The organism is Microbacterium sp. K36 (assembly GCF_004794355.1).
GTDB classification, from domain to species: domain Bacteria; phylum Actinomycetota; class Actinomycetes; order Actinomycetales; family Microbacteriaceae; genus Microbacterium; species Microbacterium paraoxydans_D.
Map to the genome: position 1 here is coordinate 1 of NZ_SSDN01000099.1, position 26,762 is coordinate 26,762.

Below are 26,762 nucleotides of genomic sequence, written 5' to 3' on the forward strand. Positions count from 1 at the left end.
CGCCCAGGGCGGCGGTACCGACGCAGCGGCGCTGCCCGCCGCGCTCGAAGCCGTCTCCCAGGAGCTGCGGGGCGCGTGAGCGGCTACCGGCGCGGCGTCCGGCTCGGGATCGACGTCGGGCGCGCCCGTGTGGGCGTGGCCCGGTCCGATCCGGACGGCATGCTGGCCGTCCCCGTCGAGACCGTGCCGCGCGACGAGCGCTCGCTCACACGCATCGCGGAGCTGACCGCGGAGTACGAGCCGCTGGAGATCGTCGTCGGGCTGCCGGTGAACATGCAGGGTGCGGACACGCCGTCGACGGTCGATGCGCGCGAGTTCGCGGCCGCGCTCCAGGCGCGCAGCGGCGTGCCGGTCCGCCTCGTGGACGAGCGTCTGAGCACGGTCTCCGCACATGCGGCGTTGCGGAGTTCTGGGCGATCACAGAAGAACTCTCGTAGCATTGTGGATCAGGTCGCCGCCGTGGTGCTGCTGCAGCAGGCGATCGACACGGAGAAGAGCACCGGAAACCCGGCCGGTGCCCCGGTCCCCGTTGACGAGGAGCCCGCCTGAACATGTCCGAACGCGAGAGCCGTGCGCCCGAGCACGAGCAGAGCACCCGGTTGGGGGATCTGTTCGAGAACCTCCCCGCTCCGTCCCCGCAGGTCCCGACCGCCGGGGACGACACGCCGGCACCCGGATCCCGCCGCGCGGCCAGGGAGGCCGCGGCGCGCGAGCAGGACGCCCCGCCCGCTCCGGACGCACCCGGCGCCGCTGTGCCCGCCCGTCCGGTCTCGGCGTCGGCGGCGACCACCGCGGAGACACCGGCGGACGACCACCGGCCGGCGGTTCCCCGCACGGATGCCGAACCGGTCGTGACACGCGCGATGCCCGTCGCCGCGACGAGCGCGGACGAGGCCCCGGGCCCGCGCCGGTCGACCGGCACCGAAGACCCCGCACCGGCGCTGGGCGGAGGACTCGACGAGATCTTCGCGGCGCAGGACGACGGTCGCGATCACGGTGCGCCGACCAAGAAGAAGCGCCGCAAGGGCTGCCTCATCGCCCTGATCATCGTCCTGGTGATCCTCGGCGGCATCGCCGCCGGCGGTGTCTGGGTCGCGAACACCTTCGGCGACCGCATCGCCGACGCCATGGGGTGGGGGGAGCCCAAGGACTGGGAGCCCGGTCAGGCGACCGGTGAGGTGCTCGTCACGATCAAGGAGGGCGATACCGGCGGCCCCGTGTCGACCGCGCTCTACGAGGCGGGCGTCACGAAGACCGAGGACGTCTTCTACGACTACCTCATCGACGAGAACATCGCGGTGACCTTCTATCCCGGCGTCTACCGTCTCCAGGAGAAGATGACCGCCGAGGACGCCCTCGCCGCGCTCCGCAACGAGGACAACAAGCTCGAGAACACCGTCTCCATGCCGGAGGGCGGGACGATCGCATCGGCCCTTCCGTCCATGGCGGAGACTCTCGGGATGCCGCTGGCCGACCTCGAGGCAGCCGTCGCCGATCCGTCCGCGTACGGGGTGGAGGCGCAGAGCCTGGAGGGGTGGCTGTTCCCCGCGGTGTACACGTTCGACCCCGAGGTCACCGCCACTCAGGTCATCCAGCGCATGGTCGACCGGACGCGCGAATCGCTCGCCGCCGCCGGCGTCCCGGACGAGGACGCGGAGCGCATTCTCACGATCGCCTCGATCATCCAGCGCGAAGGCCGCACGGACGACTTCGCCAAGGTGTCGCGCGTGATCCAGAACCGCCTCGACGACGACATTCTGCTCCAGATGGACTCGACGGCGCAGTACGGGTACGGCTCCCTGCACGAGGGCGTGGTCTCGAGCTCGGCGGAGGCTCTGGAAGACCCCAACGAGTGGAACACCTACGTGAACAAGGGGCTTCCGGCCACGCCGATCGCGAGCCCGAACGATGCCGCGATCGATGCCGCGATGCACCCCGCGGACGGGCCGTGGATCTACTTCGTCACCGTCAACCTCGAGACCGGCGAGACGCAGTTCTCGGAGACCCTCGCGGAGCACGAGCAGGGCGTGGAGAAGTGGCGGGACTGGTGTCGCGCGAACCCCGACGCCGGTTGCTGACGCGGTGAACCGGAGACGGCTGGCGGTCTGGGGCGATCCGATCGGGCACTCACGGTCGCCCGACCTGCACGCTGCGGCCTACGCGGTGCTCGGACTGGACTGGGATTACGGGCGCCGTCAGGTCGGGGCGGGGGGCTTCACGGACGCGGTCGAGGCGCTCGACGACACCTGGCGCGGCCTGTCCGTGACGATGCCGCTCAAGGAGGAGGCGTACCGATACGCCGTCAACCGAGACGCCCACGCGGAGCTGACCGGCGCGGTCAACACGCTCCTGCTCTCGGAGACCCCGGCGGGATTCAACACCGACGTCGGCGGGATCATCGATGCGCTCGGGGACGCCGGCATCCGGGAGATCGGAACGGCGCGGATCCTGGGCGCCGGAGCCACGGCGGCCTCGGCCCTCGTCGCCCTCGCCGACCTCGGGGCGACACGCGTCGAGGTCGCCGCCCGTCGGCCGGAGCGCGCCGCGGGGCTCGTCCGGATCGGGGAGCAACGCGGCGTCGTGGTCACCCCGCGATCGCTCGACGAGGCGGACGCGGTCGTCGACCTCACGGTGGCGACCCTGCCCTCCGGCACCACGCTGCCGCCGGAGACCGCGGCCCGTCTGGCCGAGACCGGCGGCACGCTGTTCGACGCCGCCTACGCGCCGTGGCCTTCCGCCCTGGCGGCGGCATGGGGCACGGCACCGGTGGTCTCCGGGCTCGGGATGCTGCTGCATCAGGCGGTCCGGCAGATCCGCATCTTCCTGCACGGCGACCCGGTCTCGCCGCTGCCGGACGAGGACTCGGTCCTCGCCGCCATGCGCGCCACCCTCTGAGCGCCGCCCGACGAAACGCGGCACGGTGCGGGGGGAAACGCATGGGAGACTAGAGCACATGCTCCGCGTGCTCACGGCCGGCGAATCGCACGGCCCAGAACTCATCGCCGTCATGGAGGGTCTGCCTTCCGGCGTCCCGGTGTCGTCCGAGGCCATCCAGGCCGACCTCGCCCGCCGCAAGCTCGGCTATGGACGCGGCTCCCGGATGAAGTTCGAACAGGACGAGCTCACGATCTCCGGCGGCGTCCGGCACGGGAAGACGCTGGGCAGCCCCATCGCCCTGCGCATCGGCAACACCGAGTGGCCGAAGTGGATCGAGGTCATGAACCCGGAGCCGGTGGAGCTCACCGATCGCTCGCGCGGACGTGGCGCCCCGCTGACCCGCCCGCGTCCGGGCCACGCCGACCTCGTGGGCATGCAGAAGTACGACTTCGACGAGGCCCGTCCGATCCTCGAGCGCGCGAGTGCGCGGGAGACCGCCGCCCGCGTGGCGCTCGGCGCCGTCGCCCGCTCCTTCCTCGGTGAACTCGGCATCCGGCTCGTCAGCCACACCCTCTCCATCGGTCCGGTGCGTGTGCCGGATGGCTCGGCGCTGCCGACTCCGGACGACGTGGACGCGCTGGACGCCGACCCGCTCCGGTGCTTCGACCCCGCGACCTCGGCGCTCATGGTCGCCGAGGTCGACGACGCCAAGAAGGACGGCGACACCCTCGGCGGCATCGTCGAGGTCCTCGCGTACGGCCTGCCGCCGGGGCTCGGTTCCCATGTGCACTGGGATCGTCGTCTGGACGCCCGACTGGCCCAGGCACTCATGAGCATCCAGGCGATCAAGGGCGTGGAGGTCGGCGACGGCTTCGAGACCACGCGCCGCCGCGGCTCCGCCGCCCACGACGAGCTCTTCGTCACCGCCGACGGCATCGCCCGCGGCACGGACCGCGCCGGCGGCACCGAGGGCGGCATGTCGACCGGAACCGTGCTGCGCGTCCGCGCCGGCATGAAGCCGATCGCGACCGTGCCGCATGCGCTGCGCACGATCGACGTGGCGACCGGCGACGAGGCGACCGCGCACCACCAGCGTTCCGACGTCTGCGCCGTGCCCGCGGCGGGGGTCGTCGCGGAGGCCATGGTCGCGATCGAGCTGGCGCGCGCCGTGCTGGAGAAGTTCGGCGGCGACAGCATCCGCGAGACGCGCCGCAACCTGGAGGGGTACCTCGACGGCATCCCGGCGGAGCTGCGCACGGCCCCCGCGTCCGAGGCGGCGCTCATCGCGCATGACGAACGAGGCTGAGCCGCTGACGCTGGTCCTCGTCGGACCGATGGCGGCCGGCAAGACCAGCGTCGGGCGACGGGTCGCACGGCGGCTGGGCGTCGCCTTCATCGACACCGACAAGCGCATCGTCGCCGCGCACGGCCCGATCCCCGAGATCTTCGCCGCGCACGGCGAAGCGCACTTCCGGGACCTGGAGCGCGCGGCGGTCCGCGAGGCCCTCGCCGAGGGCGGCGTGATCTCCCTCGGCGGCGGCGCCGTCACGGATCCGGAGACGCGCGCGCTGCTGCGCGCCCACCCCGTGGTCTTCCTCACCGTGAGCGAGGCCGCCGTCGCCGACCGACTGCGCGGCGGGACGCGCCCGCTGCTGGCGGGCGAGGACCCGGTCGAGAAGTGGAAGCGCATCTTCGCCGAACGGCGAGGATGGTACGACGAGGTGGCGTCGGCCACGTTCGACACCTCACGGCGTCCGATGCAGCGCATCGCCGACGAGATCGTGGCATGGAGGAGAGAACAGCGATGAGCACGACGACCATCAGCGTCACCGGGAACGACGCCTACGACATCACGATCGGACGGGGGATCCTCGACCAGGTGTCGGCGGCTCTGGCACCGGGCGTCCGCAAGATCCTCGTCGTGCACCCGCCGACCCTCGCGGCCCGCGCCGCCGAGCTCCGCGACCGGCTCCTCGCCGACACCGCGGACGGTCCGCGCGAGGTGCTGCTCGCCGAGATCCCGGATGCCGAGCAGGGCAAGCGCATCGAGGTCGCCGCGTTCTGCTGGCAGGTCATGGGCCAGGCCGACTTCACGCGGACGGACGCCGTCGTCGGCTACGGCGGGGGAGCCGTGACCGACCTCGCGGGCTTCGTCGCGGCGACCTGGCTGCGCGGCATCCAGATCGTCCAGGTGCCCACGACCGTCCTCGGCCTCGTGGACGCCGCCGTCGGCGGCAAGACCGGGGTCAACACCGCGGAGGGCAAGAACCTCGTCGGCGCCTTCTGGGCACCGCGCGCGGTGATCGGCGACCTCGACGAACTGGGCAGCCTGAGCCCGAACGAGGCCACCGCCGGCTTCGCGGAGGTCGTCAAGGCCGGTTTCATCTGGGCCCCGGAGATCCTCGACATCGTCGAGGCCGATCCGGCGCGCGCGGTCGACACCTCGACGGACGAGTTCCGCCGGGCCGTGGAGCTCGCGATCGACATGAAGGCGCAGGTCGTCTCGGACGACTTCCGCGAGGCCGGACAGCGCGAGATCCTGAACTACGGCCACACGCTCGGCCACGCGATCGAGCACGCCGAGCGGTACCGCTGGCGGCACGGGGCGGCCATCTCGATCGGCATGCTGTACGCCGCGGAGCTGTCCCGGCTCGCGGGGCGGCTGTCGGACGCCGCGGCGGAGCGTCACCGCACGATCCTCGAGTCGCTCGGCCTCCCGACGTCGTACCGTGCCGGCGCCTGGCCGCAGCTGCTCGCCACGATGCAGCGCGACAAGAAGAGCCGCGGCGGGATGCTCCGATTCATCCTCCTCGACGACATCGCCAAGCCCACCGTGCTCCAGGCGCCCGACGAGTCCCTGCTCTTCGCCGCCTACCAGGAGATCGGCGCATGACCATCGCCGTCCGGCGCATCACGCCGGAGGACTGGCGGGAGGTCAAGGCTCTGCGGCTGCAGGCCCTTGCCGACCCGGCCGCGCCGATGGCCTTCCTCGACACCGTCGAGCACGCCACGGCGCAGGCCGACGGCTTCTGGCAGGAGCGTGCGGCCAACGCGGCGGGCGACGCCGCCGCGGCGCAGTTCGTCGCGATCGCGGACGACGGCACCTGGACAGGGACCGTGACCGTGCTCCCGCATCGCGAGCAGCACGACGCCGGACTGGTCGTGGGCGTCTACGTGGCGGACGCGCACCGCGGCGCGGGCGTCATCGACGCGCTTCTCGACGCCGCGGCCGCCTGGGCACGCGATCGCGGGCTGCGTGCGCTCGTGCTCGAGGTGCACGTGGACAACGAGCGGGCGCAGGCGGTCTACCGTCGACGCGGCTTCGTCCGGACCGGGGAGATCGAGACCGCCGGCTTCGGGCGGGAATGGGTCATGCGTCGCGAGCTTGCCGACACCGGGAGTGTGCCCGCATGAGCGCCCCGCGTCGGCTGCTGCTCGTCAACGGCCCGAACCTGAACCTCCTCGGCACCCGCGAACCCGAGGTCTACGGCACGGCGACCCTCGCCGACGTCGAGCGGATCACGGCGGAAACCGCTGCCGCGCTCGGGTTCGAGCTGCGGGCGTTGCAGAGCAACCACGAGGGCGTGCTCATCGACGCGATCCATGATGCGCGGGCGGACTGCGCGGGCATCGTCATCAATCCGGGCGGACTCACCCATACGTCGGTGGCCCTGCGTGACGCGCTCACCGGCGTCGCGTTGCCCTTCGCCGAGGTCCACATCTCCGACGTGTACGCCCGCGAGGAGTTCCGTCACCACTCGTACCTGCACGACGTCGCCGCGGTCCGCGTCATCGGACGCGGCGTGGAAGGCTACGCCGACGCGGTGCGGGAGCTCATCGCGCACCTCTGACGCGGATCAGGGCAGGCCGACGAGCAGCACGCACACGGTGATGCCCACGAGCGTCAACAGAGCCATGGCGAGGAAGCACGCGGCGAGCGCGCGGAGCCGAGGGCGCACGCTCGTCACCGCGAGGCGGATGACGACCATCGCGACCAGGCCCAGGACCAGGACGATCGCGGTGACCAGCCCGACGGTCGCCGCGGCGCCCCCGCTGCGGACGATCCCGATCAGGGGCACGAGGCTGACCGCCGTGAAGATCGTGGCGACGATGAGCCACACCGCCCCGGACGACGTCCGCAGCGCCGGCTGATTCGCCATCCTGGTCGGGTCCCGCTCGCGGTCGTCCTCGCTCATGTCGACTCCTCCTGTCCTGGTCCACGCTGCCCGGGGCGACGGGCATCGTCACGGGGCTTCCACTCTCGCGGAGGAGCGTCTATCGTGCCCCCGCGGCGGCCCGCGCCGGGCATCCCGTAGAATCGACTGTCGGCCGCCCCGGCCCCCACGGACTCAGGAACGGAACTCCTCGCACATGGCATCCACCGCAGACATCAAGAACGGCGTCGTCCTCAGCATCGACGGGCAGCTCTGGAGCGTCATCGAGTTCCAGCACGTCAAGCCCGGCAAGGGTGGCGCGTTCGTCCGCACGAAGCTGAAGAACGTCGTCTCGGGCAAGACCGTGGACCGCACGTACAACGCCGGCGCGAAGATCGACATCGAGAACGTCGACCGCCGTGACTACACCTACCTCTACACCGACGGTGACGGGTTCGTGTTCATGGACCAGACCGACTTCGATCAGATCACGCTGCCGGCGGCCACGGTCGGCGACGCGAAGAACTTCCTGCTCGAGAACCAGCAGGTCACCATCGCCCTCAACAACGGCAACCCTCTCTACATCGACCTCCCGGCGTCGGTCATCCTCGAGGTGACCTACACCGAGCCCGGCCTGCAGGGCGACCGCTCGTCCGCCGGCACCAAGCCCGCCACGCTCGAGACGGGCTACGAGATCCAGGTCCCGCTGTTCCTGGAGACCGGCACGAAGGTCAAGGTCGACACCCGCACGGGCGAGTACCTCGGCCGCGAGAAGTAAGGCGTGAGCGCCCGCACGAAGGCGCGCAAGCGCGCGCTCGACATCCTGTTCTCCGCCGACGTCCGCGGCGACGAGGTCGCGGTGGCCCTCGCGGCCGAGGCGAAGCGCGCGGCGAACGAGCCCGCACGCGAGGCGTCGTGGCTGTACGCCCGCGAGATCGTCGACGGCATCATCGACCAGCGCGACGAGATCGACGAGCAGATCACGACGCACAGCCGTGACTGGAAGCTCGAGCGGATGCCCGCCGTCGACCGCGCCCTGCTGCGCATCGGCGCGTGGGAGATCCTCTACAACGACGAGGTGCCGACCGCGGTCGCGATCGACGAGGCGGTGGAGCTCGCGAAGGAGTTCTCCACCGAGGAGTCGGGCGCGTTCGTGCACGGCGTGCTCGCCCGCGTCGCGCGCTCGGCCTGAGCGCCGCAGCGGCGGTGTCGGCGGTGGCGGGCAGGATCGTCTCATGATCCGCCCGCCCGCCTCCGCCGCCCCGGGAGACGGCGCACGGGATTGGCGTGCCCTGTTCGACGCGGGCGCTGCTCCGACGGCGGCGACCCCTCTCGCCCTCGGGTTCGAGGTGCGCGTCCGCGACGCCCGAGGAGCCAACCCCTGGGCGTCACGCCCGCAGCGCACCGCGACCGCACGCGATGTCGCGAAGGGGACCGCAGAGATCCTCCTCGGCATCCGTCCGCTGGAGCGGAGCGCGGCGACGGGATCCTGGGTGCTCGGCTCCGCCACCTGGGACGCGGTCCGCCGCGCACCGGACCAGTACGGTCGGGAACGGTCGCGGTGGTTCGCCGATCTGCTGAGCATCGCGCGGGACACGCTGCTCTCCGGCACGGCGGGGGACTGGCTCGTCGCCGATCTGATCGAGTCGCGGCTCCTCTGGGGGCATCTGCGGTCGGCGACCGACCTCGGCATCCCGCTCGTGGCCGCACAGCGGTCGACGACGCTCGTCCTCGCGGATACCGCGGAGCTGACGGCGGCCGTGTCCCGCGACGACGACGGCGGCCTCGTGGTCCGGCCGGTCGTGACGGTGGACGGGCGCGAGACGCCGCCGGGCAGCATCAGGACCCTCGGGCGCTCCGGCGTGTACGAGGTCGCGCAGAGCGGATCGCGCCTCCAGGTGACGCTCGCGGAGCTTCCGCTCGCGGGCCCCGCGCAGTCGCTGATCCGCGCCCGGACGCTCGTCGTCCCCGTGGAGGAGGAGACGGCCTTCCTCCAGGATGCCTATCCGCTCCTGGCCCGCCGCCTCCCCGTCCGCGCGGTCGGCCGCGTCTCGCTGCCCGCGCTCCCGCCGCCTCGTGCCGTGCTCCGGGTGGCGTTCCGTCGCGGAGACACCGTGGAGTACGCCGTCGAGTGGGACTATCGCGGCTTCGGGCGGGTGCCGTTCACACCCGGTCCGGAGGCCGTGCGCGATCCGGAGGCGGAAGCCGGGGTGACGGAGCGGATCCGGAGCGTCTGGGCGGAGCACGGCGTCGCGTTCGCTCCCTCGGGGGCCTTCCACGACGTGGCTGCTGCGGAGTTCATGACCCGCGTGGTCCCGGCGCTGGAGGCGGAGGGCGTCGAGCTGGAGGTGTCCGGCCGTCGCAAGACGTATCGCGAGCTCGCCGGCGAGCCGGAGATCACCGTCTCGACCGTGGAGAGCACCGACCCGGACTGGTTCGACCTCGGCGTCATCGTCCGCATCGACGGACGGAGCATCCCGTTCGAGCCGCTCTTCACCGCCCTGAGCGCGGGCCGGCGAAAGCTCCTGCTCGTCGACGGCAGCTACTTCTCCCTGAACCACCCGGCGCTCGACCGGCTGCGCGACCTCCTTGACGAGGCCGGAGACCTCGACGAGTGGGAGACGGGGCCGCGGATCAGCCGGCACCAGACGGATCTGTGGGAGGAGTTCGAGGATCTGGCGGACGAGGCGCTTCCCGCGGTGAGCTGGCGAGCCACGGCGGAGGGACTGCGCAGCGCCACCGCGGTGCCGGCGGTGCCGATCCCTCCGGGGCTCACCGCACAGTTGCGGCCGTACCAGAAGGAAGGCCTCGACTGGCTCGCGTTCCTCTGGTCGCACCGGCTCGGCGGCATCCTCGCCGACGACATGGGTCTCGGGAAGACGGTCCAGCTGCTCGCCCTCATCCTGCATGCCCGTGCGGCGGGGGAGGGACGTCCGTTCCTCGTCGTGGTCCCGACGTCCGTGCTGGCCACCTGGCGAACCGAGGCGGCGCGGTTCGCTGCGGGACTCCGCGTGGTCACCCGGGCCTCCACTGGCGGCCCTTCCGTGGCCGTCATGGCTCGCGAGGCCGATGTGGTGCTCACGACCTACGCCGTCGCCCGGCTCGACGAAGAGGGGTTCGCCGGCGTCGCCTGGGCCGGACTGATCCTCGACGAAGCCCAGTTCGTGAAGAATCCGACGACGAAGCTGCACCGCGCCGTCGCCCGCTTCCCTGCCGACGTCACCATCGCGGTCACGGGCACGCCGCTGGAGAACAGCCTCGAGGAGCTCTGGGCACTACTGAAGCTCACGGCACCCGGCCTGTTCGCCTCGGCGCGGAAGTTCCGCGAGCACTACATCCAGCCGATCGAGCAGGGGAAGGTCCCGGAGAATGCGGAGGGCGGACCGTACCGGCAGCGCCGCCTCGCGCAGCTCCGACGACGGATCCGCCCGCTCGTGCTCCGCCGCACCAAGGAGCTCGTCGCCCCCGACCTCCCACCGAAACAGGAGCAGGTGCTGGAGGTCGAGCTGAGCGCCGGGCATCGCGAGCTCTACGAGACGGTGCTGCAGCGGGAGCGGCAGAAGGTGCTCGGCCTGCTGGAGGACCTGGACCGGAACCGCTTCATCTTGTTCCGCTCCCTGACGCTCCTGCGCATGCTGAGCCTCGCTCCGGCGCTGATCGATCCGGCCGACGCGCGCCTCGGCTCCCGCAAGCTCGACGAGCTCCTGGAACGGATCGTCGAGCTGCAGGCGGAGGGGCACCGCGCGCTCGTGTTCAGCCAGTTCACGTCCTTCCTCGACATGGCGGCGGCCCGTCTGGACGCCGCCGGCATCCCGTACGCGCACCTCGACGGATCGACGCGGCATCGCGAGCGGGTGGTCACGGACTTCGCGGAGGGGGAGCAGGCCGTCTTCCTCATCAGCCTGAAGGCCGGCGGATTCGGACTCACCCTGACCGAGGCCGACTACGTCTTCCTCCTCGACCCGTGGTGGAACCCCGCCGCCGAGGCGCAGGCCGTCGACCGCACGCACCGCATCGGCCAGCGCAGCCAGGTGTTCGTCTACCGCATGATCGCGACGGGCACGATCGAGGAGAAGGTCCTCGCGCTGCAGCGGCGCAAGGCGCGGCTGTTCACCGCCGTGCTCGACGACGACGCGCTCTTCGCCCAGGCGCTCACCGCCGACGACATCCGCGGTCTCTTCGACGACTAGACCGTTTTCCCCGGCCCGTCCCGCCGGGTGCTCAGGGAGCCGTCGGTACAATCGAACGGTTCATCTTCGAGAGGAATGCAATGCGGATCACGGGACTCGGCCACGCCGGCATGTTCATCGAGACGGTCGGCGGCAACATCATCTGCGACCCGGTGCTCGGCCCGTCCTTCTTCGGGTCCTGGTTCCCGTTCCCGGACAACCGTGCCCTCGACTGGGAGCGCTACGGCCGCGAAGCCGACTTCCTCTACATCTCGCACCGTCACCGCGACCACTTCGATCCGGCGCTCCTGGAGCGGTACATCCGCAAGGACATCGAGGTGCTCCTGCCGGAGTATCCGATCGACGACCTGGAGCAGGACATCCGGGCGCTCGGCTACACGAACATCACCTACGCGCCCGCCGGCGAGATCATCGAGCGCGGGGCGCTCAAGATGATGATCACCCCGCTGCGCGCGCCGAGCGACGGCCCGATCGGCGACTCGTCGCTCAGCGTGGACGACGGCACGGGCTCGATGCTGAACCAGAACGACTCGCACCCGCTCGATCTCGACAAGCTGCTGCACTTCGGGAAGCCCGACGCCTACTTCACGCAGGTCTCCGGGGCGATCTGGTGGCCCATGGTCTACGACCTGCCGCTGGACGCGAAGCAGAACTTCGCCCGCCTCAAGCGCGAGGCGCAGAACAAGCGGGCGATGTACTACATCGAGAAGGTCGACGCTCCGCACGTCTTCCCGATGGCGGGTCCGCCCATGTTCCTCCGCGACGACCTCTTCGACTTCAACGGGATGGGCCGCAACGGCGAGTCCATCTTCACGGACCAGAAGCAGTTCATCGCGCACATGAAGGAGCTGGCCCCGAAGTACGACGGGCAGCTCTTCGTCCCCGGCACGCTCGTCACGATCGACGGCGGTGCGGTGACCACCGAGCAGACGCTCTACACCGAGGCCGAGCTCGCCCACATCTTCGACGAGAAGTGGGAGTACCTGGAGGAGCAGCGTGCGACCCGCCAGCAGGAGATCCGCGACGAGGAGGCCTCCCGCGCCGAGATCATCCCGCCGGACGAGATGCTGGCCGCGATCAAGGAGTGGTGGGAGCCGCTGCTGAAGAAGTCGCGCACCATCCGCCTCGGGGTCGGCGGGCACGTCCGCTTCCGCATCGGGGAGCTGGACATGGTCGTCGACTTCCCGCGCGCCAAGGTCCGCGAGTACGCGGGGGAGGAGTGCGTGTACTGGTACACGATCCCGGCCGACCTCGTCTCGACGAACATCCGCGACCACGAGATCGACTGGTCGAACTCGATCTTCCTGTCGATGCAGTTCTCGGTCGGCCGCAGCGGCAAGTTCAACGAGTTCCTCACCACCTTCCTCAAGTGCCTCTCGGTCGACCGGATCGAGTACGTCGAGAACTGGTACCAGGAGCAGACCGACCAGACCGAGGACGCGGAGATCGGCGACTGGGTCGTCCAGCGCCGCTGCCCGCACCTGCGCGCCGACCTCACCAAGACGGGGAAGGTCGACGAGGACGGCATCCTCACGTGCAGCATGCACGACTGGAAGTGGGACCTGAAGACCGGACGCTGCCTCTCCACGAGCGGCCACCCGATCCGTTCCTCGAAGATCGACGACGTGACGGATCCGGTGCTCCGCGAGGCGAGCTGAGTGCGCCTGTACCACCGAGTGCAGCCGGTGGTACAGTGAGGCGATGCCGACCGCTCTGACCCGCATCCAGGTGACGCAGACCGCCGCGCTGCGCGAGGCGCTGGAACTCGCGGAAAGCGAGTGGCCGGGACTACCGAAGTCGGAGCAGGTGGTGAGGCTCGCGGTGCTGGGGGCGGAGCGGCTCGCAGAGCGAGGATCCCACCGGCGCGCGACCCGGCGGGCGGCGCTCGAGGCGACACGGGGATCGATCGCCTATCCACCGGGGTATCTCGACGCTCTCCGGAAGGACTGGCCGGAGTGATCGTCGTGGACGCCGGTGTCCTCATCGCGCACCTTTCCACCGACGATGTCCACCAGGAGGCGGCGTTCGACATCCTCGATACCGAGGAAGACCTTCTGATCCACCCGATCAGCCTCGCGGAGACGCTCGTGCATCCGGCGCGGATGGGCACAGAGCTCGCCGATCTCGCCAAGATCGACTCCCTCGGGCTGCTGCGTCGGGAGGAGACGGTCGACGAACCGGTCCATATCGCGCGGCTCCGCGCCGCGACCTCCCTGAAGCTCCCGGACTGCGCGGTACTCGTCACAGCGGAGGCGTTCGGCGCGACGCTGGCGACCTTCGACCGTCGTCTCGCGACGGTCGCCAGAGAGCGCGGTGTCGAGGTCGTCGGCGTCTGAGCGCTCCGATAGACTGACATCACAAGCAACCTTTAACACCGTCCTGTGAGGCGGAGAAGGGAGCGGCTGATGGGTGTGCGCACTGTGCTGCACCAAGCCGACATCTCACGAGCGCTGACCCGGATCGCGCACGAGATCCTCGAGTCCAATCGCGGGGCCGACGACCTCGTCCTGCTGGGCATCCCGACCCGCGGCGTGACGCTGGGACACCGGCTCGCCGCGCTGATCAGCGAGATCGCGCAGGTCTCCGTCCCCGTCGGATCCCTCGACGTGACGCTCTTCCGCGATGACCTCGCCAAGCACCCGACGCGATCGCCGCAGCCGACGGAGATCCCCGCGGGCGGCATCGACGGGAAGACGGTCGTCCTCGTCGACGACGTCCTCTTCTCCGGCCGGAGCATCCGCGCCGCGCTCGACGCCCTGCAGTCGATCGGCCGTCCCGCCGTCGTGCGGCTCGCGATCCTCATCGACCGCGGACACCGGGAGCTTCCCATCCGCCCCGACTTCGTGGGCAAGAACATCCCGTCCGCGCGCACCGAGCGCGTCAACGTGCGTCTGTTCGAGAACGACGGCGCCGAGGAGGTGACGATCGGCGAATGAGGCATCTCCTCGACACCCGCACGCTCGACAGAGCGACCGCCCTGCGCATCCTCGATGTCGCGGAGGACATGGCCGACACCCAGTCCCGCGAGGTCAAGAAGCTCCCCACGCTCCGCGGGAAGACCGTCGTCAACCTCTTCTTCGAGGACTCCACGCGCACCCGCATCTCCTTCGAGGCCGCCGCGAAGCGCCTGTCCGCCGACGTCATCAACTTCGCCGCCAAGGGCTCCAGCGTCTCCAAGGGCGAGAGCCTGAAGGACACCGCGCAGACGCTCGAGGCGATCGGCGCCGACGCGGTCGTCGTGCGGCACCCCGGCTCCGGCGCCCCGCAGACGCTCGCCACGAGCGGCTGGATCTCCGCCGGCGTCGTCAACGCGGGCGACGGCACGCACGAGCACCCCACCCAGGCGCTCCTCGACGCCTTCACCCTCCGCAAGCGTCGCTTCGGTCCCGACAGCCGCGGACGCGACCTCTCCGGTCTCCGGGTGACGATCGTCGGCGACGTGCTGCACTCCCGCGTGGCGCGCTCCAACGTCTGGCTGCTCACCACGCTCGGCGCCGAGGTCACGCTCGTGTCGCCGCCGACTCTGGTTCCGCAGAACGTGTCCCTGTGGCCGGTCCGCGTGGTCTACGACCTGGACGAAGCCCTCGCGGAGGGGCCGGACGCCGTGATGATGCTGCGCATCCAGCTCGAGCGCATGAACGCCGCGTATTTCCCGACTGAGCGGGAGTATTCGCGCCGGTGGGGCCTGGACGCACGGCGCGTGGCTGCTCTGCCGGGCGGTAGCATTGTCCTGCACCCCGGACCCATGAACCGGGGACTGGAGATCTCCTCCGAAGCTGCCGATTCCCCCCGTTCGACGGTGCTGGAACAGGTGTCGAACGGGGTCTCCGTGCGCATGGCGGTGCTGTACCTGCTGCTGGCAGGGGAACGAGACGACGAACGAGGGGGAGACCTGTGAGCGAGACCCTCGTCATCACCGGTGCACAGCTGCTCGACGCGGACAGCGCCGACATCATCATCGAGAACGGCGTCATCGCCGAGGTCGGCGCGGGGCTCACCCGCACCGGCGCACGCGTGATCGACGCCGCCGGCCTGGTCGCGCTGCCGGGCCTCGTCGACCTGCACACCCATCTGCGCGAGCCGGGGTTCGAGGCCTCCGAGACGATCCTCACCGGCACCAGAGCGGCCGCCGCCGGCGGGTTCACCGCCGTGTTCGCGATGCCGAACACCTCTCCGGTCGCCGACACGGCGGGCGTGGTCGAGCAGGAGCTCGCCCTCGGCGAGGCGGCCGGCTATGCGACCGTGCAGCCGATCGGCGCGGTCACCGTGGGGCAGAAGGGCGAGCGCCTCGCCGAGCTCGGTGCCATGGCCACCTCCCGGGCCCAGGTACGGGTCTTCAGCGACGACGGCTTCTGCGTGTGGGACCCGCTGATCATGCGCCGGGCCCTGGAGTACGTGAAGTCCTTCGACGGCGTCATCGCCCAGCATGCGCAGGACCCGCGACTCACCGAGGGCGCCCAGATGAACGAGGGCACTGTCTCGGCCGAGCTCGGGCTGGCCGGGTGGCCGGCGGTCGCCGAGGAGTCGATCATCGCCCGCGACGTGCTCCTCGCCGAGCACGTCGGTTCCCGACTGCACGTGTGCCACCTCTCGACGGCAGGCTCCGTGGACATCATCCGCTGGGCCAAGAAGCGCGGTGTCAACGTGACGGCGGAGGTCACGCCGCACCACCTGCTGCTCACGGACGAACTCGTCCGCGGCTACGACGCGCGGTTCAAGGTCAACCCCCCGCTGCGCCGCGAAGAGGACGTCCTCGCGGTCCGGGAGGGTCTGGCCGACGGCACGATCGACATCGTCGCGACCGATCACGCACCGCACCCCAGCGAGCACAAGGCGTGCGAGTGGCAGGCCGCCGCGAACGGCATGGTCGGTCTGGAGAGCGCCCTGCGGGTCGTGCACCAGTCCATGGTGCAGACCGGCCTGCTCGGCTGGGCCGACGTCGCCCGCGTCATGAGCGCGACGCCCGCCCGCATCGGCCGGCTCTCCGACCACGGCACGCCGCTCGAAGCCGGGCAGCCCGCGCACATCACGCTGTACGACCCCTCGGTCGACGGTGTGTTCACCGCCGCGGACCTGCACGGGCGCAGCGTGAACTCGCCCTACCTGGGCCGCGCCCTGCCCGGCCGCGTGGAGTACACGGTGCACGGCGGCGTCCTCACGGTCGACGGCGGCGCCGTCGTCGAGGAGCTCGGCGCATGAGCGCACGGGACCTCGCGGTCGCGATCATCATCGCCGTCGCGCTGCTGATCCTGCTCTCGATGCTGTTCGCCTGGCGACGACGAGTGCGGCGCGATGCCGCGTACACGGCCCCGCTCGGGGTGCCGGAGCACGCGGAGGTGACGCGCCGCGATGAGGTTCTCTACGTGTCCACGACTCGGCACGAGCAGCCCCTCGAACGGCTCGCGATCACCCCGCTGGCGTTCCGCGCACGCGGCGAGCTGGCTGTGACCGACCGCGGCATCGCGCTGGCCCTGGACGGTGCCCCCACCGTCTTCCTCGCCGCCGACCGCCTCGTCTCCGTCGACCGCGCGACCGTCACCATCGATCGCGTCGTGGAGCCCGGCGGGCTCGTGCGCATCTCGTGGCACGTCGACGACACGACCGTCGTCGACAGCTATGTGCGCCTCACCGGCGGCGATCTCCCGACCCTCATCTCCGACCTGCAGCGGCTCATCCCCGCCGCCCCTGACACAGGAGCCTCGTCATGACCCTCTCGACTTCCTCCCCGCAAGCCTCCGCGGCCCGCCTTCCCGACCCCGCCGTCCTCGTCCTGGAGGACGGCACCCGACACCGCGGACGGGCCTACGGCGCGCACGGGCGCACTCTCGGCGAGGTCGTGTTCGCCACCGGCATGTCGGGATACCAGGAGACCATCACCGACCCGTCCTACGCCGGACAGATCGTCCTGCAGACCGCCCCGCACATCGGCAACACCGGCATGAACGACGAGGACACCGAGTCCCGCCGTATCTGGGTGGCCGGCTACATCGTGCGCGACCCCTCGCGCGTCGTGTCGAACTGGCGGGCGAACGCGTCCCTCGACGAGGTCCTCGTCGAGGACGGCATCGTCGGCATCAGCGGCATCGACACGCGCGCGGTCACCCGCCACATCCGCTCCGCCGGCTCCATGCGCGGCGGCATCTTCTCCGGTGCGGATGCGGAGCTCGACCCGGAAGAGCAGCTGCGGATCGTCCGCGAGGCTCCGGAGATGACCGGCCTCAACCTCTCCGCGCAGGTGTCCGTCCAGAGCGCGACCGTCACCCCGGCGGTGGGGGAGCGCATCGGCAACCTCGCGGTGCTCGACCTCGGCGTGAAGCAGGCCACGATCGACAACCTCGCGGCCCGCGGCTTCGACGTGCACGTCCTCCCGCAGGACGTGGGCATCGACGAGATCCGGGCGATCGAGCCGGTCGCCGTCTTCTACTCGAACGGTCCCGGCGACCCCGCGGCCTCGGGCGACCACGTCGAGCTGCTGCGCGCGGTCCTCGACGACGGGCTGCCCTTCTTCGGGATCTGCTTCGGCAACCAGCTCCTCGGCCGGGCCCTGGGGCTCGGCACGTACAAGCTGCCGTTCGGCCACCGCGGCATCAACCAGCCCGTGCTGGACAAGCAGACTGGCAAGGTGGAGATTACCGCGCACAACCACGGCTTCGCCGTCGAGGCGCCCCTGGAGGGCTCCTTCGACAGCCCGCACGGCTACGGCAAGGTCGAGGTCAGCCACGTCGGCCTCAACGACAACGTCGTGGAGGGTCTGCGCGCCCTCGACATCCCCGCCTTCTCGGTGCAGTACCACCCCGAGGCCGCGGCCGGACCGCACGACGCCAACTACCTCTTCGACCGCTTCCGCGACATGGTCATCGCGAACAAGAAGGACGCAAAGTAATGCCCAAGCGCGACGACATCCGCTCCGTCCTCGTCATCGGCTCCGGCCCGATCGTCATCGGCCAGGCCTGCGAGTTCGACTACTCCGGCACCCAGGCGTGCCGCGTCCTCCGCGAGGAGGGCGTCCGGGTCATCCTCGTCAACTCCAACCCCGCGACGATCATGACCGACCCCGACTTCGCCGACGCGACGTACATCGAGCCGATCACCCCCGCGGTGATCGAGACGATCATCGCCAAGGAGAAGCCCGACGCCATCCTGCCGACGCTCGGCGGCCAGACGGCGCTGAACGCCGCGATGGCGCTGCATGAGCAGGGGATCCTCGAGAAGTACGACGTCGAGCTCATCGGCGCGAAGGTGGACGCCATCAAGAAGGGCGAGGACCGTCAGGTCTTCAAGGAGCTCGTCCTCGAGGCGGGCGCGGACGTCGCCAAGAGCGTCATCGCCCACACCATGGACGACCTCCTCGCCGGCGCCGAGCAGCTCGGCTACCCGCTCGTGGTGCGCCCGTCCTTCACGATGGGCGGGCTGGGTTCCGGCTTCGCCTACGACGAGGAGGACCTGCGCCGTATCGGCGGCGCAGGCCTGCGCGACTCGCCGACGACCGAGGTGCTCCTGGAGGAGTCGATCCTCGGCTGGAAGGAGTACGAGCTCGAGCTCATGCGCGACACCGCAGACAATACGGTGGTCGTCTGCTCCATCGAGAACGTCGACCCGGTCGGCGTGCACACCGGCGACTCGATCACGGTGGCGCCGGCGCTGACCCTGACGGACCGCGAGTACCAGAAGCTCCGCGACATCGGCATCGACATCATCCGCGCCGTGGGCGTGGACACCGGTGGCTGCAACATCCAGTTCGCGGTCAACCCCGAGAACGGGCGCATCATCGTCATCGAGATGAACCCGCGCGTCTCCCGGTCGAGCGCCCTGGCGTCGAAGGCCACCGGCTTCCCGATCGCCAAGCTCGCGGCCAAGCTCGCCCTCGGCTACCGCCTCGACGAGATCCCGAACGACATCACCGGCGTGACCCCGGCGAGCTTCGAGCCGACGCTCGACTACGTGGTCGTCAAGGTCCCGCGCTTCGCTTTCGAGAAGTTCCCGGCCGCGGACGCCACCCTCACCACCACCATGAAGTCGGTCGGCGAGGCGATGGCCATCGGCCGCAACTACGCCACCGCACTGCAGAAGGCGCTGCGGTCGCTCGAGAAGCGGGGCTCCAGCTTCCATTGGGGCGAGGAGCCGCGCACCGTCGAGGAACTGCTCGAGATCGCGAAGACCCCGACCGACGGCCGGATCGTCACCCTGCAGCAGGCGCTGCGCAAGGGTGCGACGATCGAGCAGGCGTTCGAGGCCACGGCCATCGACCCCTGGTTCCTCGACCAGATCGTCCTCATCAACGAGGTCGCCGAGGTCGTCCGCACCGCCGGCGAGCTGGACGACGCGACGCTGCGCTACGCCAAGGAGCACGGCTTCTCCGACGCGCAGATCGCCCAGCTCCGCGGCGAGAGCGAGGCCGAGATCCGCGGCGTGCGCCACGGTCTCGGAATCCGCCCCGTCTACAAGACGGTCGACACCTGTGCGGGCGAGTTCCCCGCGCTGACGCCCTACCACTACTCGAGCTACGACGCCGAGACCGAGGTCGCGCCGTCCGACCGCACCAAGGTCGTCATCATCGGGTCCGGGCCGAACCGCATCGGTCAGGGCGTCGAGTTCGACTACTCCTGCGTGCACGCCTCGTTCGCGCTGTCCGACGCGGGCTTCGAGACCGTGATGATCAACTGCAACCCCGAGACCGTGTCGACCGACTACGACACGTCCGACCGGCTGTACTTCGAGCCGCTGACGCTCGAGGACGTGCTGGAGGTCCTGGACGCGGAGGCCGCGAGCGGCACCATCCTCGGCGTCGTCTGCCAGCTCGGCGGCCAGACCCCGCTCGGGCTCGCGAAGGGCATCGAGGCGGCCGGCTACACGGTCCTCGGGACGAGCCCGGAGGCCATCGACCTGGCCGAGGAGCGCGAGCTGTTCTCGCGACTGCTCGACGAGGCCGGACTCCTCGCCCCTCGCAACGGCACGGCGATCGACGTGGAGGGCGCGGTGCGCATCGCCGAGGAGATCGGCTATCCGGTGCTCGTGCGCCCGAGCTTCGTGCTCGGCGGTCGGGGCATGGAGATCGTCTACGGCACCGATGCGCTGCGCGACTACTTCGTGCGGACGGCCGGTGAGGTCGTGATCGAGGAGGGCAAGCCGCTCCTGGTCGACCGGTTCCTCGATGACGCGATCGAGCTCGACGTGGACGCCCTGTACGACGGCACAGACCTCTTCATCGGCGGCGTCATGGAGCACCTGGAGGAAGCCGGCATCCACTCCGGCGACTCGAGCTGCACGCTGCCGCCGGTCTCGCTCGGTCGCAGCGATGTCGACCGCGTCCGCGAGGCCACCCTCGCCATCGCACAGGGCGTGGGCGCGCGCGGTCTGCTGAACGTGCAGTTCGCGATCAGCGCCGGCGTCCTCTACGTCATCGAGGCGAACCCCCGGGCCAGCCGCACGGTGCCCTTCGTCTCCAAGGCGCTGGGCATCCCGATGGCGAAGGCCGCCAGCCGCATCATGGCCGGCTCCACCATCGCCGAGCTCCGCGCGGAGGGGATGCTGCCCGTGCAGGACGGCTCGCGTGTCCCGCTGGACGCCCCGGTCTCGGTCAAGGAGGCCGTGCTGCCCTTCAAGCGGTTCCGCACCGCCGACGGCAAGACGGTCGACTCGGTCCTCGGCCCGGAGATGCGCTCGACCGGCGAGGTCATGGGCATCGACCGCGACTTCCCGACTGCGTTCGCGAAGTCGCAGGCCGCTGCCTACGGCGGCATGCCGACCTCGGGCACCGTGTTCATCTCGGTCGCCGACTCCGACAAGCGCGCGGTGATCCTCCCGGCGCACCGCCTCCAGCAGCTCGGTTTCACGATCGTGGCGACCGAGGGCACGGCAGAGATCCTGTCCCGCAACGGCATCGCGGTCACCGTGGTCGAGAAGTACAGCGAGACCCAGGAGTCCGGCGCCCGGAACATCGTCGACCTCATCAACGACGGGGAGATCGACATCGTCGTGAACACCCCGTCGGGTGGTGCCGCTCGCGCGGACGGCTACGAGATCCGCGCCGCCGCGGTGGCCGCCGACAAGGCGCTCTTCACGACCATCGCCGTGCTCGGTGCGGCGGTGAGCGGGATGGACGCCGCGCACGAGGGCTTCCAGGTCAAGAGCCTGCAGGAGTACGCGCAGGACCGGATGGCCGCGGTATGACGGCACGCTTCGGCGAGCGGGCCCGCGCGGCCCTCGAGGCGCACGGCCCGCTCTGCGTCGGCATCGACCCCCACGCCGCTCTGCTGGCGGCGTGGGGGCTGACCGCCGATGCCGCCGGAGTCCGGGAGTTCGGGCTCCGTACCGTCGAGGCGGCCGCCGGTCGCGTCGGGATCGTCAAGCCGCAGGTGTCGTTCTTCGAGCGGTACGGCGCCGCCGGGTTCGCCGCGCTGGAGGAGGTGCTGGCCGGCGCGCGGGCGGCCGGACTGCTCGTGATCGCCGACGCCAAGCGCGGCGACATCGGGTCGACGATGACGGACTACGCCCAGGCGTGGCTGCCCACCGACGCGCCGCTGGAAGCCGATGCGCTGACGGTGAATCCGTATCTGGGAGTCGGAGCCCTGGATGGCGCGTTCGCCCTGGCCGAGGAGCACGGCAAGGGGCTCTTCGTCCTCGCCGCGACGAGCAACCCCGAGGCGACCATGCTGCAGCGGGCGACGACCGCGGACGGCGCCACGGTGTCCGCCGCCGTCATCGCCGAGGTGTCGCGCCGGAACGCCGACGCGACGCCCGCGGGGGAGTGGGGGAGCTTCGGCTTCGTCATCGGTGCCACGGTGGACCAGGAACAGGCCGGCATCGCGCCGTTCGCGCCCGTCGCCCCGATCCTCGCCCCTGGTTTCGGCGCGCAGGGCGCCACCCCCGCGGATCTCGCCCGCCGCTTCGGCCCCCAGGCCGCCTCGGTGATCGCGAGTGAGAGCCGCAGCCTCCTCTCCGCGGGCCCGGCGGCCCTCGCCGAGACGATCGCCGACCGTGCCGCCCAGTATCGAGAGGTCAGCCGTGGCTGAGGAACGCCGCACCGTCCCCGAGGTCGACAGGGCCGCCGCGGCGCGCCGCGCCGTCGAGAGACGACGCGCCAGGGCCTCGGTGAAGCGCGACCTGACGATGCGCGTCGTCACCCCGCAGTCCGTGCTGCATCGCGCGACGGAGGACCCCGACTCGGTCGAGGGCTCCATGCGCATCACCGACTTCCTCCTGGCCCTCCCGGCGATCGGGGCGGGAAAGCGCGACCGGGTGCTGGGGCAGCTGCACATCTCGCCGGTCAAGCGCCTCGGCGGCCTCGGGGCCCGGCAGCGGCGGGTGCTGGAGGAGTGGCTGGACGAGCGCTTCCCGGTGCCGACCCCCCGCGGGGCGCGCAGCCGGCTCCTCGTCCTCGCCGGCCCCACGGCGGTGGGCAAGGGGACGGTCGCCGCGCACATCCGCGAGAACAACCCCGAGATCCACCTGTCCGTGTCGGCCACCACCCGACCACCGCGCCCCGGCGAGATCGACGGCGTGCACTACTACTTCGTCGACGACGCCGAGTTCGACCGTCTGATCGCCGACGGTGAGCTGCTGGAGTACGCGGTGGTGCACAACCGCTCCCGCTATGGCACCCCGCGCGCCCCCATCGACGCCGCACTGGCCGAGGGGAAGACCGTCCTGCTGGAGATCGATCTGCAGGGCGCGCGCCAGGTGCGCGAGGCCGAGCCCTCCGCGACGCTCATCTTCCTCCTGCCGCCGAGCTGGGACGAGCTGGTGCACCGGCTGGTCGGCCGGGGCACGGAGGACGCCGAGGAGCGAGCCCGCCGGCTGCGCACCGCGAAGATCGAGCTGGCCGCACAGAACGAGTTCGACCACCTCATCGTGAACGAGGACGTCGCCACCGCCGCCCGCGAGGTCGTAGACTTGTCTACAAGCTCTGCGCGCTGACCCGTTTCCGGGGTCGAGCACCACGCCCGTCCCCGAGTTCGTCGAGGGGGCGCGCGCCCGCAGCATCGTCTTCGCGGCGAATCCCGTCGCCTGATCAGGAGGTCCACCCATGGCCGGACGCAACAACGGCATCATCGATCCCCCCATCGACAACCTGCTGGAGCGCGTCGACTCCAAGTACGAGCTCGTGATCTACGCCGCCAAGCGCGCCCGTCAGATCAACGACTACTACTCCGACCTGCACGAGGGGAACCTCTTCGACAACGTGGGCCCGCTCGTCGACTCCTCGGTCGAGGACAAGCCGCTCACCATCGCCCTGCACGAGATCAACGAGGACAAGCTCCGCCTGCGTCACGCGGAGTAACTCGACGACCGCGCCGCCCCGACGTCGGTGGCGCGGTCCAGAATGGGTGCCACACCCTCCCACCGTCCGTCCCCGTTCTGGAGCATCGATGAGCGCGCTGCGTCTGTTCACGTCCGAGTCCGTCACCGAAGGGCATCCGGACAAGATCTGCGACCAGATCTCGGACAGCATTCTCGACGGGCTCCTCGCGAAGGATCCCGGTTCCCGGGTCGCGGTCGAGACGCTCGTCACGACCGGCCTCGTCCACGTGGCGGGGGAGATCCGCACGGACGCCTACGTCGACATCCCGACGATCGTCCGCCAGGTCGTGAACGGCATCGGCTATACCTCCTCCGACACCGGCTTCGACGGCGACTCCTGCGGCGTCAGCGTCTCGGTGGGGGAGCAGTCCACCGACATCGCCCACGGCGTCGACAACGCTCAGGAGCACCGCGACGGCTCGTCGGTCGATCCGCTCGACGGCCTCGGCGCTGGAGACCAGGGCATCATGTTCGGGTTCGCCACGAACGAGACCCCGCAGCTCATGCCGATGGCCGCGTGGACCGCGCACCGGATCGCCGAGCGGCTGACGGAGGTGCGCCGCAGCGGGCTGCTGCCCTTCCTGCGCCCGGACGGGAAGACGCAGGTCACCCTCGGCTACGACGGCTTCACCCCGAAGACCGTCGACGCCGTCGTGCTGTCCACGCAGCACAACCCGGACATCGCCCAGGATGACCTCAAGGCGCAGATCCGCGAGCACGTCATCGACCCGGTGCTCGGCACGACGGGCCTCGACCTCGACGACGTCACGTACTACATCAACCCCGCGGGCCCCTTCGTCACCGGGGGCCCCAAGGGCGACGCCGGGCTCACCGGCCGCAAGATCATCATCGACACCTACGGCGGTGCTGCGCGGCACGGGGGCGGCGCCTTCAGCGGCAAGGACCCGTCGAAGGTCGACCGCTCCGGCGCCTACGCGACCCGCTGGGTCGCCAAGAACGCGGTCGCCGCGGGCCTCGCCGACCGCCTCGAGGTGCAGGTCGCCTACGCGATCGGCGTCGCCCGCCCCGTCGGCCTGTACGTGGAGACCTTCGGCACCGGACGGGTGTCCGACGAGGTCATCACCCGCGCCATCGACGAGGTGTTCGACCTCCGACCGCAGGCCATCATCGAGCAGCTCGACCTCCTGCGTCCGATCTACGCGCAGACGGCCGCGTACGGGCACTTCGGCCGGGAGCTGCCGGACTTCACATGGGAGCGGACGGACCGGGCCGAGGAGCTGCGGCGCGCTGCCGGGCTCTGACGGGTCCGCGGTGCTGATCTCTCCGGAGAGCCGGCGCATCGCGCGGGTGCTTCTGGAATCGCCGCTGCCGCAGCTCGACCGCCTGTTCGACTACGCGCTCCCACCGGAGCTCGGCGACGTCGAGCCCGGGGTCCGGGTGCGTGTCCCCCTGCGGACCGCCGGCCGCGTGGTCGACGGGTTCGTGGTGGAACTGGACGTGGAGGACGACGCCGATCGGCCGCTCTCCGAGGTCGAGAGCGTCGTGTCGAGCGTCCCCGTGCTGCCCGATCGTCTGTACCGCCTGGCGCGGCGCGTCGCGGATCGCGCGGCAGGGTCTGCGTCCGACGTGCTGCGGCTGGTGATCCCGAAGCGGCAGGTGCGGGTCGAGAAGGCCTGGACCGCCGACGCCCCGACGCCGCTCCTCGAACCCGAGGCGCGCGACGCGGCCGCGTCCGTGGTCGGTCTGTACGACGGGTTGCAGGCGGTGCTCGACGAGAGCGGTCGCGCGGCCGTCGAGGCCATCCCGCAGCTCACTGACGACACGCCGGGCTGGGCACGGATGCTCGCCGCTGCCGCCGCGACGACGCTCACGGCCGGGAAGTCGACCATCCTCGTCGTGCCCGACCATCGCGACCTCGATCGGCTCCTGGCGGCCCTCGACGGGGTCGTCCCCGCGGAGGCGATCGCACGACACGACTCGCGACAGACCAACCCGGATCGCTACCGCTCCTTCCTGCGCACGCTCGAGGACGCGCCCTGCATCGTCGTCGGGAACAGGTCCGCGGTGTACGCCCCCGTCGTCGCCGGTCTCGTGGCCGTGTGGGACGACGGCGACAGCCTGCTGGGCGAGCCGCTCGCGCCCTATGTCCACGCCCGGGATGCGGCGCTGCTGCGGCAGGAGGCGGAGGGCTCGGCGCTGCTCTTCGCCGGTCATACGCGGACGACCGAGGTGGAGCGGCTCGTGGCGCGCGGCTGGCTGCAGGACATCCGCGCGACCCGGCGTGTGCTGCCGCGTGTGGTGCTCAGCACTCCCCAGGAGATGGAGCAGCCGACGCCGCAGCGCATGCCGTCGTCGGCCTTCCTCGCCGCCCGGAACGCGGCCGCGGAGGGGCCGGTGCTCATCCAGGTCTCGCGGCCCGGCTTCGCGCCGTCCCTCGTCTGCGCCGACTGCCGGGCACCCGCCCGATGCCCTCATTGCGGCGGTCCGCTCGGCGCCCGCCATCGTGGCGCTGTCCCGGTGTGCGGGTGGTGCGGGCGTGGTGCCAGGGCGTGGACCTGCCCGGCGTGCTCCTCGCCCCGTCTCCGGCTCGCTTCATCCGGCAGCGAGCGGACCGCCGACGAGCTCGGACGCGCCTTCCCCGGCGTCCGCGTCATCGTCGCCGACGGCAGCCATCCGGTGGAGCGCGTCGACGCACGTCCGGCCCTCGTGGTCGCCACGCGCGGCGCCGAGCCCCTCGCGGAGGGCGGCTACCGGGCGGTAGTCCTGCTCGACGGCCCGCGGATGCTGCAGGCGCCGGATCTGCGCATCGGCGAAGCGTGTCTGCGGTGGTGGTCGAACGCCGCCGCCCTCGCCGCGCCGGGCGCCCCCGTCCATCTCGTCGGCGTCGACGGCGCCGTCGCCAGAGCCCTCGCCACTTGGAACCACCCCGCCTACGCACGCACCGAGCTGGAGCAGCGCGCGCCGCTGCACATGCCGCCGACCGCGCGCGTCGCGCTCGTGGAAGGCTCGTCCGCCGCCGTGGCGCGCGCTCTGGAGGCCCTGTCCGAACTCTCGCTGCCCTCTGACGCGGTGCTCGGTCCCGTCCCCGTCGAGTCCGACGACGTCCCGCCCCGAGTGCGGGCGCTCGTGCGCTTCGACTACGGCGCGGGGAGCCGCGTCGCGACCACCCTCCGTGCTGCCGTCGTGGCGGAGGCGGTGAGCGGCCGCCGAGGCCGGACCAAGGCCGCCCGCAGCACGCTGTCGGTCCGTCTCGATATCCTCGATCCAGAACTCTGACCCT

Annotated in this window: 26 protein-coding genes; 25 read left to right on the forward strand and 1 reads right to left on the reverse strand. The window is 71.1% G+C overall.

Going from position 1 to position 26,762, the window contains the following annotated elements; translation table 11 throughout:
• Positions 1–75 precede the first annotated feature (75 nt).
• The 8 genes from ruvX to aroQ are packed head-to-tail and all read left to right on the forward strand — an operon-like array spanning position 76 to position 6,728.
• Positions 76–549, forward strand: a complete 474-nt coding sequence (gene ruvX, locus DW296_RS14270) for a Holliday junction resolvase RuvX (protein ID WP_136052746.1) — start codon at positions 76–78, stop codon at positions 547–549.
• Positions 550–551: 2 nt separating this feature from the next.
• Positions 552–2,078: an endolytic transglycosylase MltG gene (gene mltG / locus DW296_RS14275; protein ID WP_136052747.1), complete on the forward strand. Its 1,527-nt coding sequence runs from the start codon at positions 552–554 to the stop codon at positions 2,076–2,078.
• Positions 2,079–2,082: 4 nt separating this feature from the next.
• Positions 2,083–2,895, forward strand: coding sequence for a shikimate dehydrogenase (locus DW296_RS14280; protein WP_136052748.1), 813 nt, complete (start codon positions 2,083–2,085; stop codon positions 2,893–2,895).
• 58 nt (positions 2,896–2,953) lie between these two features.
• Positions 2,954–4,183 (forward strand): chorismate synthase, encoded by a 1,230-nt coding sequence (gene aroC, locus DW296_RS14285; RefSeq protein WP_136052749.1) that lies wholly within the window; start codon positions 2,954–2,956, stop codon positions 4,181–4,183.
• Positions 4,167–4,685 (forward strand): shikimate kinase, encoded by a 519-nt coding sequence (locus DW296_RS14290; RefSeq protein ID WP_136052750.1) that lies wholly within the window; start codon positions 4,167–4,169, stop codon positions 4,683–4,685. The genes aroC and DW296_RS14290 overlap by 17 nt, the downstream gene beginning before the upstream one ends.
• Positions 4,682–5,770 carry a 3-dehydroquinate synthase gene (aroB, locus tag DW296_RS14295; protein ID WP_136052751.1) on the forward strand — a complete coding sequence of 363 codons (1,089 nt, stop codon included), beginning with the start codon at positions 4,682–4,684 and terminating at the stop codon, positions 5,768–5,770. Before DW296_RS14290 ends, aroB begins: the two co-directional genes overlap by 4 nt.
• A complete protein-coding gene (locus DW296_RS14300) occupies positions 5,767–6,291 on the forward strand; it encodes a GNAT family N-acetyltransferase (protein ID WP_136052752.1) in 525 nt (174 codons plus the stop codon). The genes aroB and DW296_RS14300 overlap by 4 nt, the downstream gene beginning before the upstream one ends.
• A complete protein-coding gene (gene aroQ / locus DW296_RS14305; protein WP_136052753.1) occupies positions 6,288–6,728 on the forward strand; it encodes a type II 3-dehydroquinate dehydratase in 441 nt (146 codons plus the stop codon). The genes DW296_RS14300 and aroQ overlap by 4 nt, the downstream gene beginning before the upstream one ends.
• A gap of 6 nt (positions 6,729–6,734) precedes the next feature.
• Here the strand turns inward: aroQ and DW296_RS14310 are convergent, their stop codons facing one another.
• A complete protein-coding gene (locus DW296_RS14310; RefSeq protein WP_136052754.1) occupies positions 6,735–7,073 on the reverse strand; it encodes a hypothetical protein in 339 nt (112 codons plus the stop codon).
• A gap of 175 nt (positions 7,074–7,248) precedes the next feature.
• Here DW296_RS14310 and efp point away from each other — a divergent pair, with 175 nt between their 5' ends.
• The 17 genes from efp to DW296_RS14390 all read left to right on the forward strand — a co-directional run bounded on the left by efp (position 7,249) and on the right by DW296_RS14390 (position 26,758).
• Positions 7,249–7,809: an elongation factor P gene (gene efp, locus DW296_RS14315; protein ID WP_025103502.1), complete on the forward strand. Its 561-nt coding sequence runs from the start codon at positions 7,249–7,251 to the stop codon at positions 7,807–7,809.
• A gap of 3 nt (positions 7,810–7,812) precedes the next feature.
• Positions 7,813–8,223, forward strand: a complete 411-nt coding sequence (nusB, locus tag DW296_RS14320) for a transcription antitermination factor NusB (RefSeq protein ID WP_136052755.1) — start codon at positions 7,813–7,815, stop codon at positions 8,221–8,223.
• A 43-nt stretch (positions 8,224–8,266) separates the two neighbouring features.
• Positions 8,267–11,221, forward strand: a complete 2,955-nt coding sequence (locus tag DW296_RS14325) for a DEAD/DEAH box helicase (RefSeq protein ID WP_136052756.1) — start codon at positions 8,267–8,269, stop codon at positions 11,219–11,221.
• 80 nt (positions 11,222–11,301) lie between these two features.
• Positions 11,302–12,879, forward strand: coding sequence for a Rieske 2Fe-2S domain-containing protein (locus DW296_RS14330; RefSeq protein ID WP_025103499.1), 1,578 nt, complete (start codon positions 11,302–11,304; stop codon positions 12,877–12,879).
• A gap of 43 nt (positions 12,880–12,922) precedes the next feature.
• Positions 12,923–13,180 (forward strand): hypothetical protein, encoded by a 258-nt coding sequence (locus DW296_RS16535; RefSeq protein ID WP_168429041.1) that lies wholly within the window; start codon positions 12,923–12,925, stop codon positions 13,178–13,180.
• On the forward strand, positions 13,177–13,557 hold the full coding sequence (locus DW296_RS14335; protein ID WP_168429042.1) for a type II toxin-antitoxin system VapC family toxin: 381 nt from the start codon (positions 13,177–13,179) through the stop codon (positions 13,555–13,557). Before DW296_RS16535 ends, DW296_RS14335 begins: the two co-directional genes overlap by 4 nt.
• Positions 13,558–13,626: 69 nt before the next feature.
• Entirely contained in the window at positions 13,627–14,157 is a 531-nt protein-coding gene (gene pyrR, locus DW296_RS14340; RefSeq protein WP_025103498.1) for a bifunctional pyr operon transcriptional regulator/uracil phosphoribosyltransferase PyrR, read from the forward strand.
• The gene (locus DW296_RS14345) at positions 14,154–15,119 is read left to right on the forward strand and encodes an aspartate carbamoyltransferase catalytic subunit (protein WP_136052758.1); all 966 of its coding nucleotides are present in this window, start codon (positions 14,154–14,156) and stop codon (positions 15,117–15,119) included. The genes pyrR and DW296_RS14345 overlap by 4 nt, the downstream gene beginning before the upstream one ends.
• Positions 15,116–16,420 carry a dihydroorotase gene (locus DW296_RS14350; protein WP_136052759.1) on the forward strand — a complete coding sequence of 435 codons (1,305 nt, stop codon included), beginning with the start codon at positions 15,116–15,118 and terminating at the stop codon, positions 16,418–16,420. The genes DW296_RS14345 and DW296_RS14350 overlap by 4 nt, the downstream gene beginning before the upstream one ends.
• Complete coding sequence (locus tag DW296_RS14355) at positions 16,417–16,929, forward strand: PH-like domain-containing protein (RefSeq protein ID WP_062634504.1); 513 nt, start codon at positions 16,417–16,419, stop codon at positions 16,927–16,929. The genes DW296_RS14350 and DW296_RS14355 overlap by 4 nt, the downstream gene beginning before the upstream one ends.
• Positions 16,926–18,104: a glutamine-hydrolyzing carbamoyl-phosphate synthase small subunit gene (gene carA / locus DW296_RS14360; protein WP_136052760.1), complete on the forward strand. Its 1,179-nt coding sequence runs from the start codon at positions 16,926–16,928 to the stop codon at positions 18,102–18,104. The genes DW296_RS14355 and carA overlap by 4 nt, the downstream gene beginning before the upstream one ends.
• Positions 18,104–21,391 carry a carbamoyl-phosphate synthase large subunit gene (gene carB / locus DW296_RS14365; protein WP_136052761.1) on the forward strand — a complete coding sequence of 1,096 codons (3,288 nt, stop codon included), beginning with the start codon at positions 18,104–18,106 and terminating at the stop codon, positions 21,389–21,391. Before carA ends, carB begins: the two co-directional genes overlap by 1 nt.
• On the forward strand, positions 21,388–22,233 hold the full coding sequence (gene pyrF / locus DW296_RS14370; protein ID WP_136052762.1) for an orotidine-5'-phosphate decarboxylase: 846 nt from the start codon (positions 21,388–21,390) through the stop codon (positions 22,231–22,233). The genes carB and pyrF overlap by 4 nt, the downstream gene beginning before the upstream one ends.
• The gene (gene gmk / locus DW296_RS14375) at positions 22,226–23,137 is read left to right on the forward strand and encodes a guanylate kinase (RefSeq protein WP_136052763.1); all 912 of its coding nucleotides are present in this window, start codon (positions 22,226–22,228) and stop codon (positions 23,135–23,137) included. The genes pyrF and gmk overlap by 8 nt, the downstream gene beginning before the upstream one ends.
• 109 nt (positions 23,138–23,246) lie before the next feature.
• Positions 23,247–23,501, forward strand: a complete 255-nt coding sequence (gene rpoZ, locus DW296_RS14380) for a DNA-directed RNA polymerase subunit omega (protein WP_025103490.1) — start codon at positions 23,247–23,249, stop codon at positions 23,499–23,501.
• Between the two features lie 88 nt (positions 23,502–23,589).
• Positions 23,590–24,783: a methionine adenosyltransferase gene (gene metK, locus DW296_RS14385; protein WP_136052764.1), complete on the forward strand. Its 1,194-nt coding sequence runs from the start codon at positions 23,590–23,592 to the stop codon at positions 24,781–24,783.
• A gap of 16 nt (positions 24,784–24,799) precedes the next feature.
• Entirely contained in the window at positions 24,800–26,758 is a 1,959-nt protein-coding gene (locus DW296_RS14390; RefSeq protein ID WP_136052867.1) for a primosomal protein N' family DNA-binding protein, read from the forward strand.
• The last annotated feature ends 4 nt before the right edge of the window (positions 26,759–26,762 follow it).

Coding starts and splice junctions, on each gene's coding strand:
- mltG (WP_136052747.1), top strand. CDS start 552: ATGTCCGAACGCGAGAGCCGTGCGCCCGAGCACGAGCAGAGCACCCGG.
- aroC (WP_136052749.1), top strand. CDS start 2,954: ATGCTCCGCGTGCTCACGGCCGGCGAATCGCACGGCCCAGAACTCATC.
- DW296_RS14290 (WP_136052750.1), top strand. CDS start 4,167: ATGACGAACGAGGCTGAGCCGCTGACGCTGGTCCTCGTCGGACCGATG.
- aroB (WP_136052751.1), top strand. CDS start 4,682: ATGAGCACGACGACCATCAGCGTCACCGGGAACGACGCCTACGACATC.
- DW296_RS14300 (WP_136052752.1), top strand. CDS start 5,767: ATGACCATCGCCGTCCGGCGCATCACGCCGGAGGACTGGCGGGAGGTC.
- aroQ (WP_136052753.1), top strand. CDS start 6,288: ATGAGCGCCCCGCGTCGGCTGCTGCTCGTCAACGGCCCGAACCTGAAC.
- DW296_RS14310 (WP_136052754.1), bottom strand. CDS start 7,073: ATGAGCGAGGACGACCGCGAGCGGGACCCGACCAGGATGGCGAATCAG.
- efp (WP_025103502.1), top strand. CDS start 7,249: ATGGCATCCACCGCAGACATCAAGAACGGCGTCGTCCTCAGCATCGAC.
- DW296_RS14325 (WP_136052756.1), top strand. CDS start 8,267: ATGATCCGCCCGCCCGCCTCCGCCGCCCCGGGAGACGGCGCACGGGAT.
- DW296_RS14330 (WP_025103499.1), top strand. CDS start 11,302: ATGCGGATCACGGGACTCGGCCACGCCGGCATGTTCATCGAGACGGTC.
- DW296_RS16535 (WP_168429041.1), top strand. CDS start 12,923: ATGCCGACCGCTCTGACCCGCATCCAGGTGACGCAGACCGCCGCGCTG.
- pyrR (WP_025103498.1), top strand. CDS start 13,627: ATGGGTGTGCGCACTGTGCTGCACCAAGCCGACATCTCACGAGCGCTG.
- DW296_RS14345 (WP_136052758.1), top strand. CDS start 14,154: ATGAGGCATCTCCTCGACACCCGCACGCTCGACAGAGCGACCGCCCTG.
- DW296_RS14355 (WP_062634504.1), top strand. CDS start 16,417: ATGAGCGCACGGGACCTCGCGGTCGCGATCATCATCGCCGTCGCGCTG.
- carA (WP_136052760.1), top strand. CDS start 16,926: ATGACCCTCTCGACTTCCTCCCCGCAAGCCTCCGCGGCCCGCCTTCCC.
- carB (WP_136052761.1), top strand. CDS start 18,104: ATGCCCAAGCGCGACGACATCCGCTCCGTCCTCGTCATCGGCTCCGGC.
- pyrF (WP_136052762.1), top strand. CDS start 21,388: ATGACGGCACGCTTCGGCGAGCGGGCCCGCGCGGCCCTCGAGGCGCAC.
- rpoZ (WP_025103490.1), top strand. CDS start 23,247: ATGGCCGGACGCAACAACGGCATCATCGATCCCCCCATCGACAACCTG.
- metK (WP_136052764.1), top strand. CDS start 23,590: ATGAGCGCGCTGCGTCTGTTCACGTCCGAGTCCGTCACCGAAGGGCAT.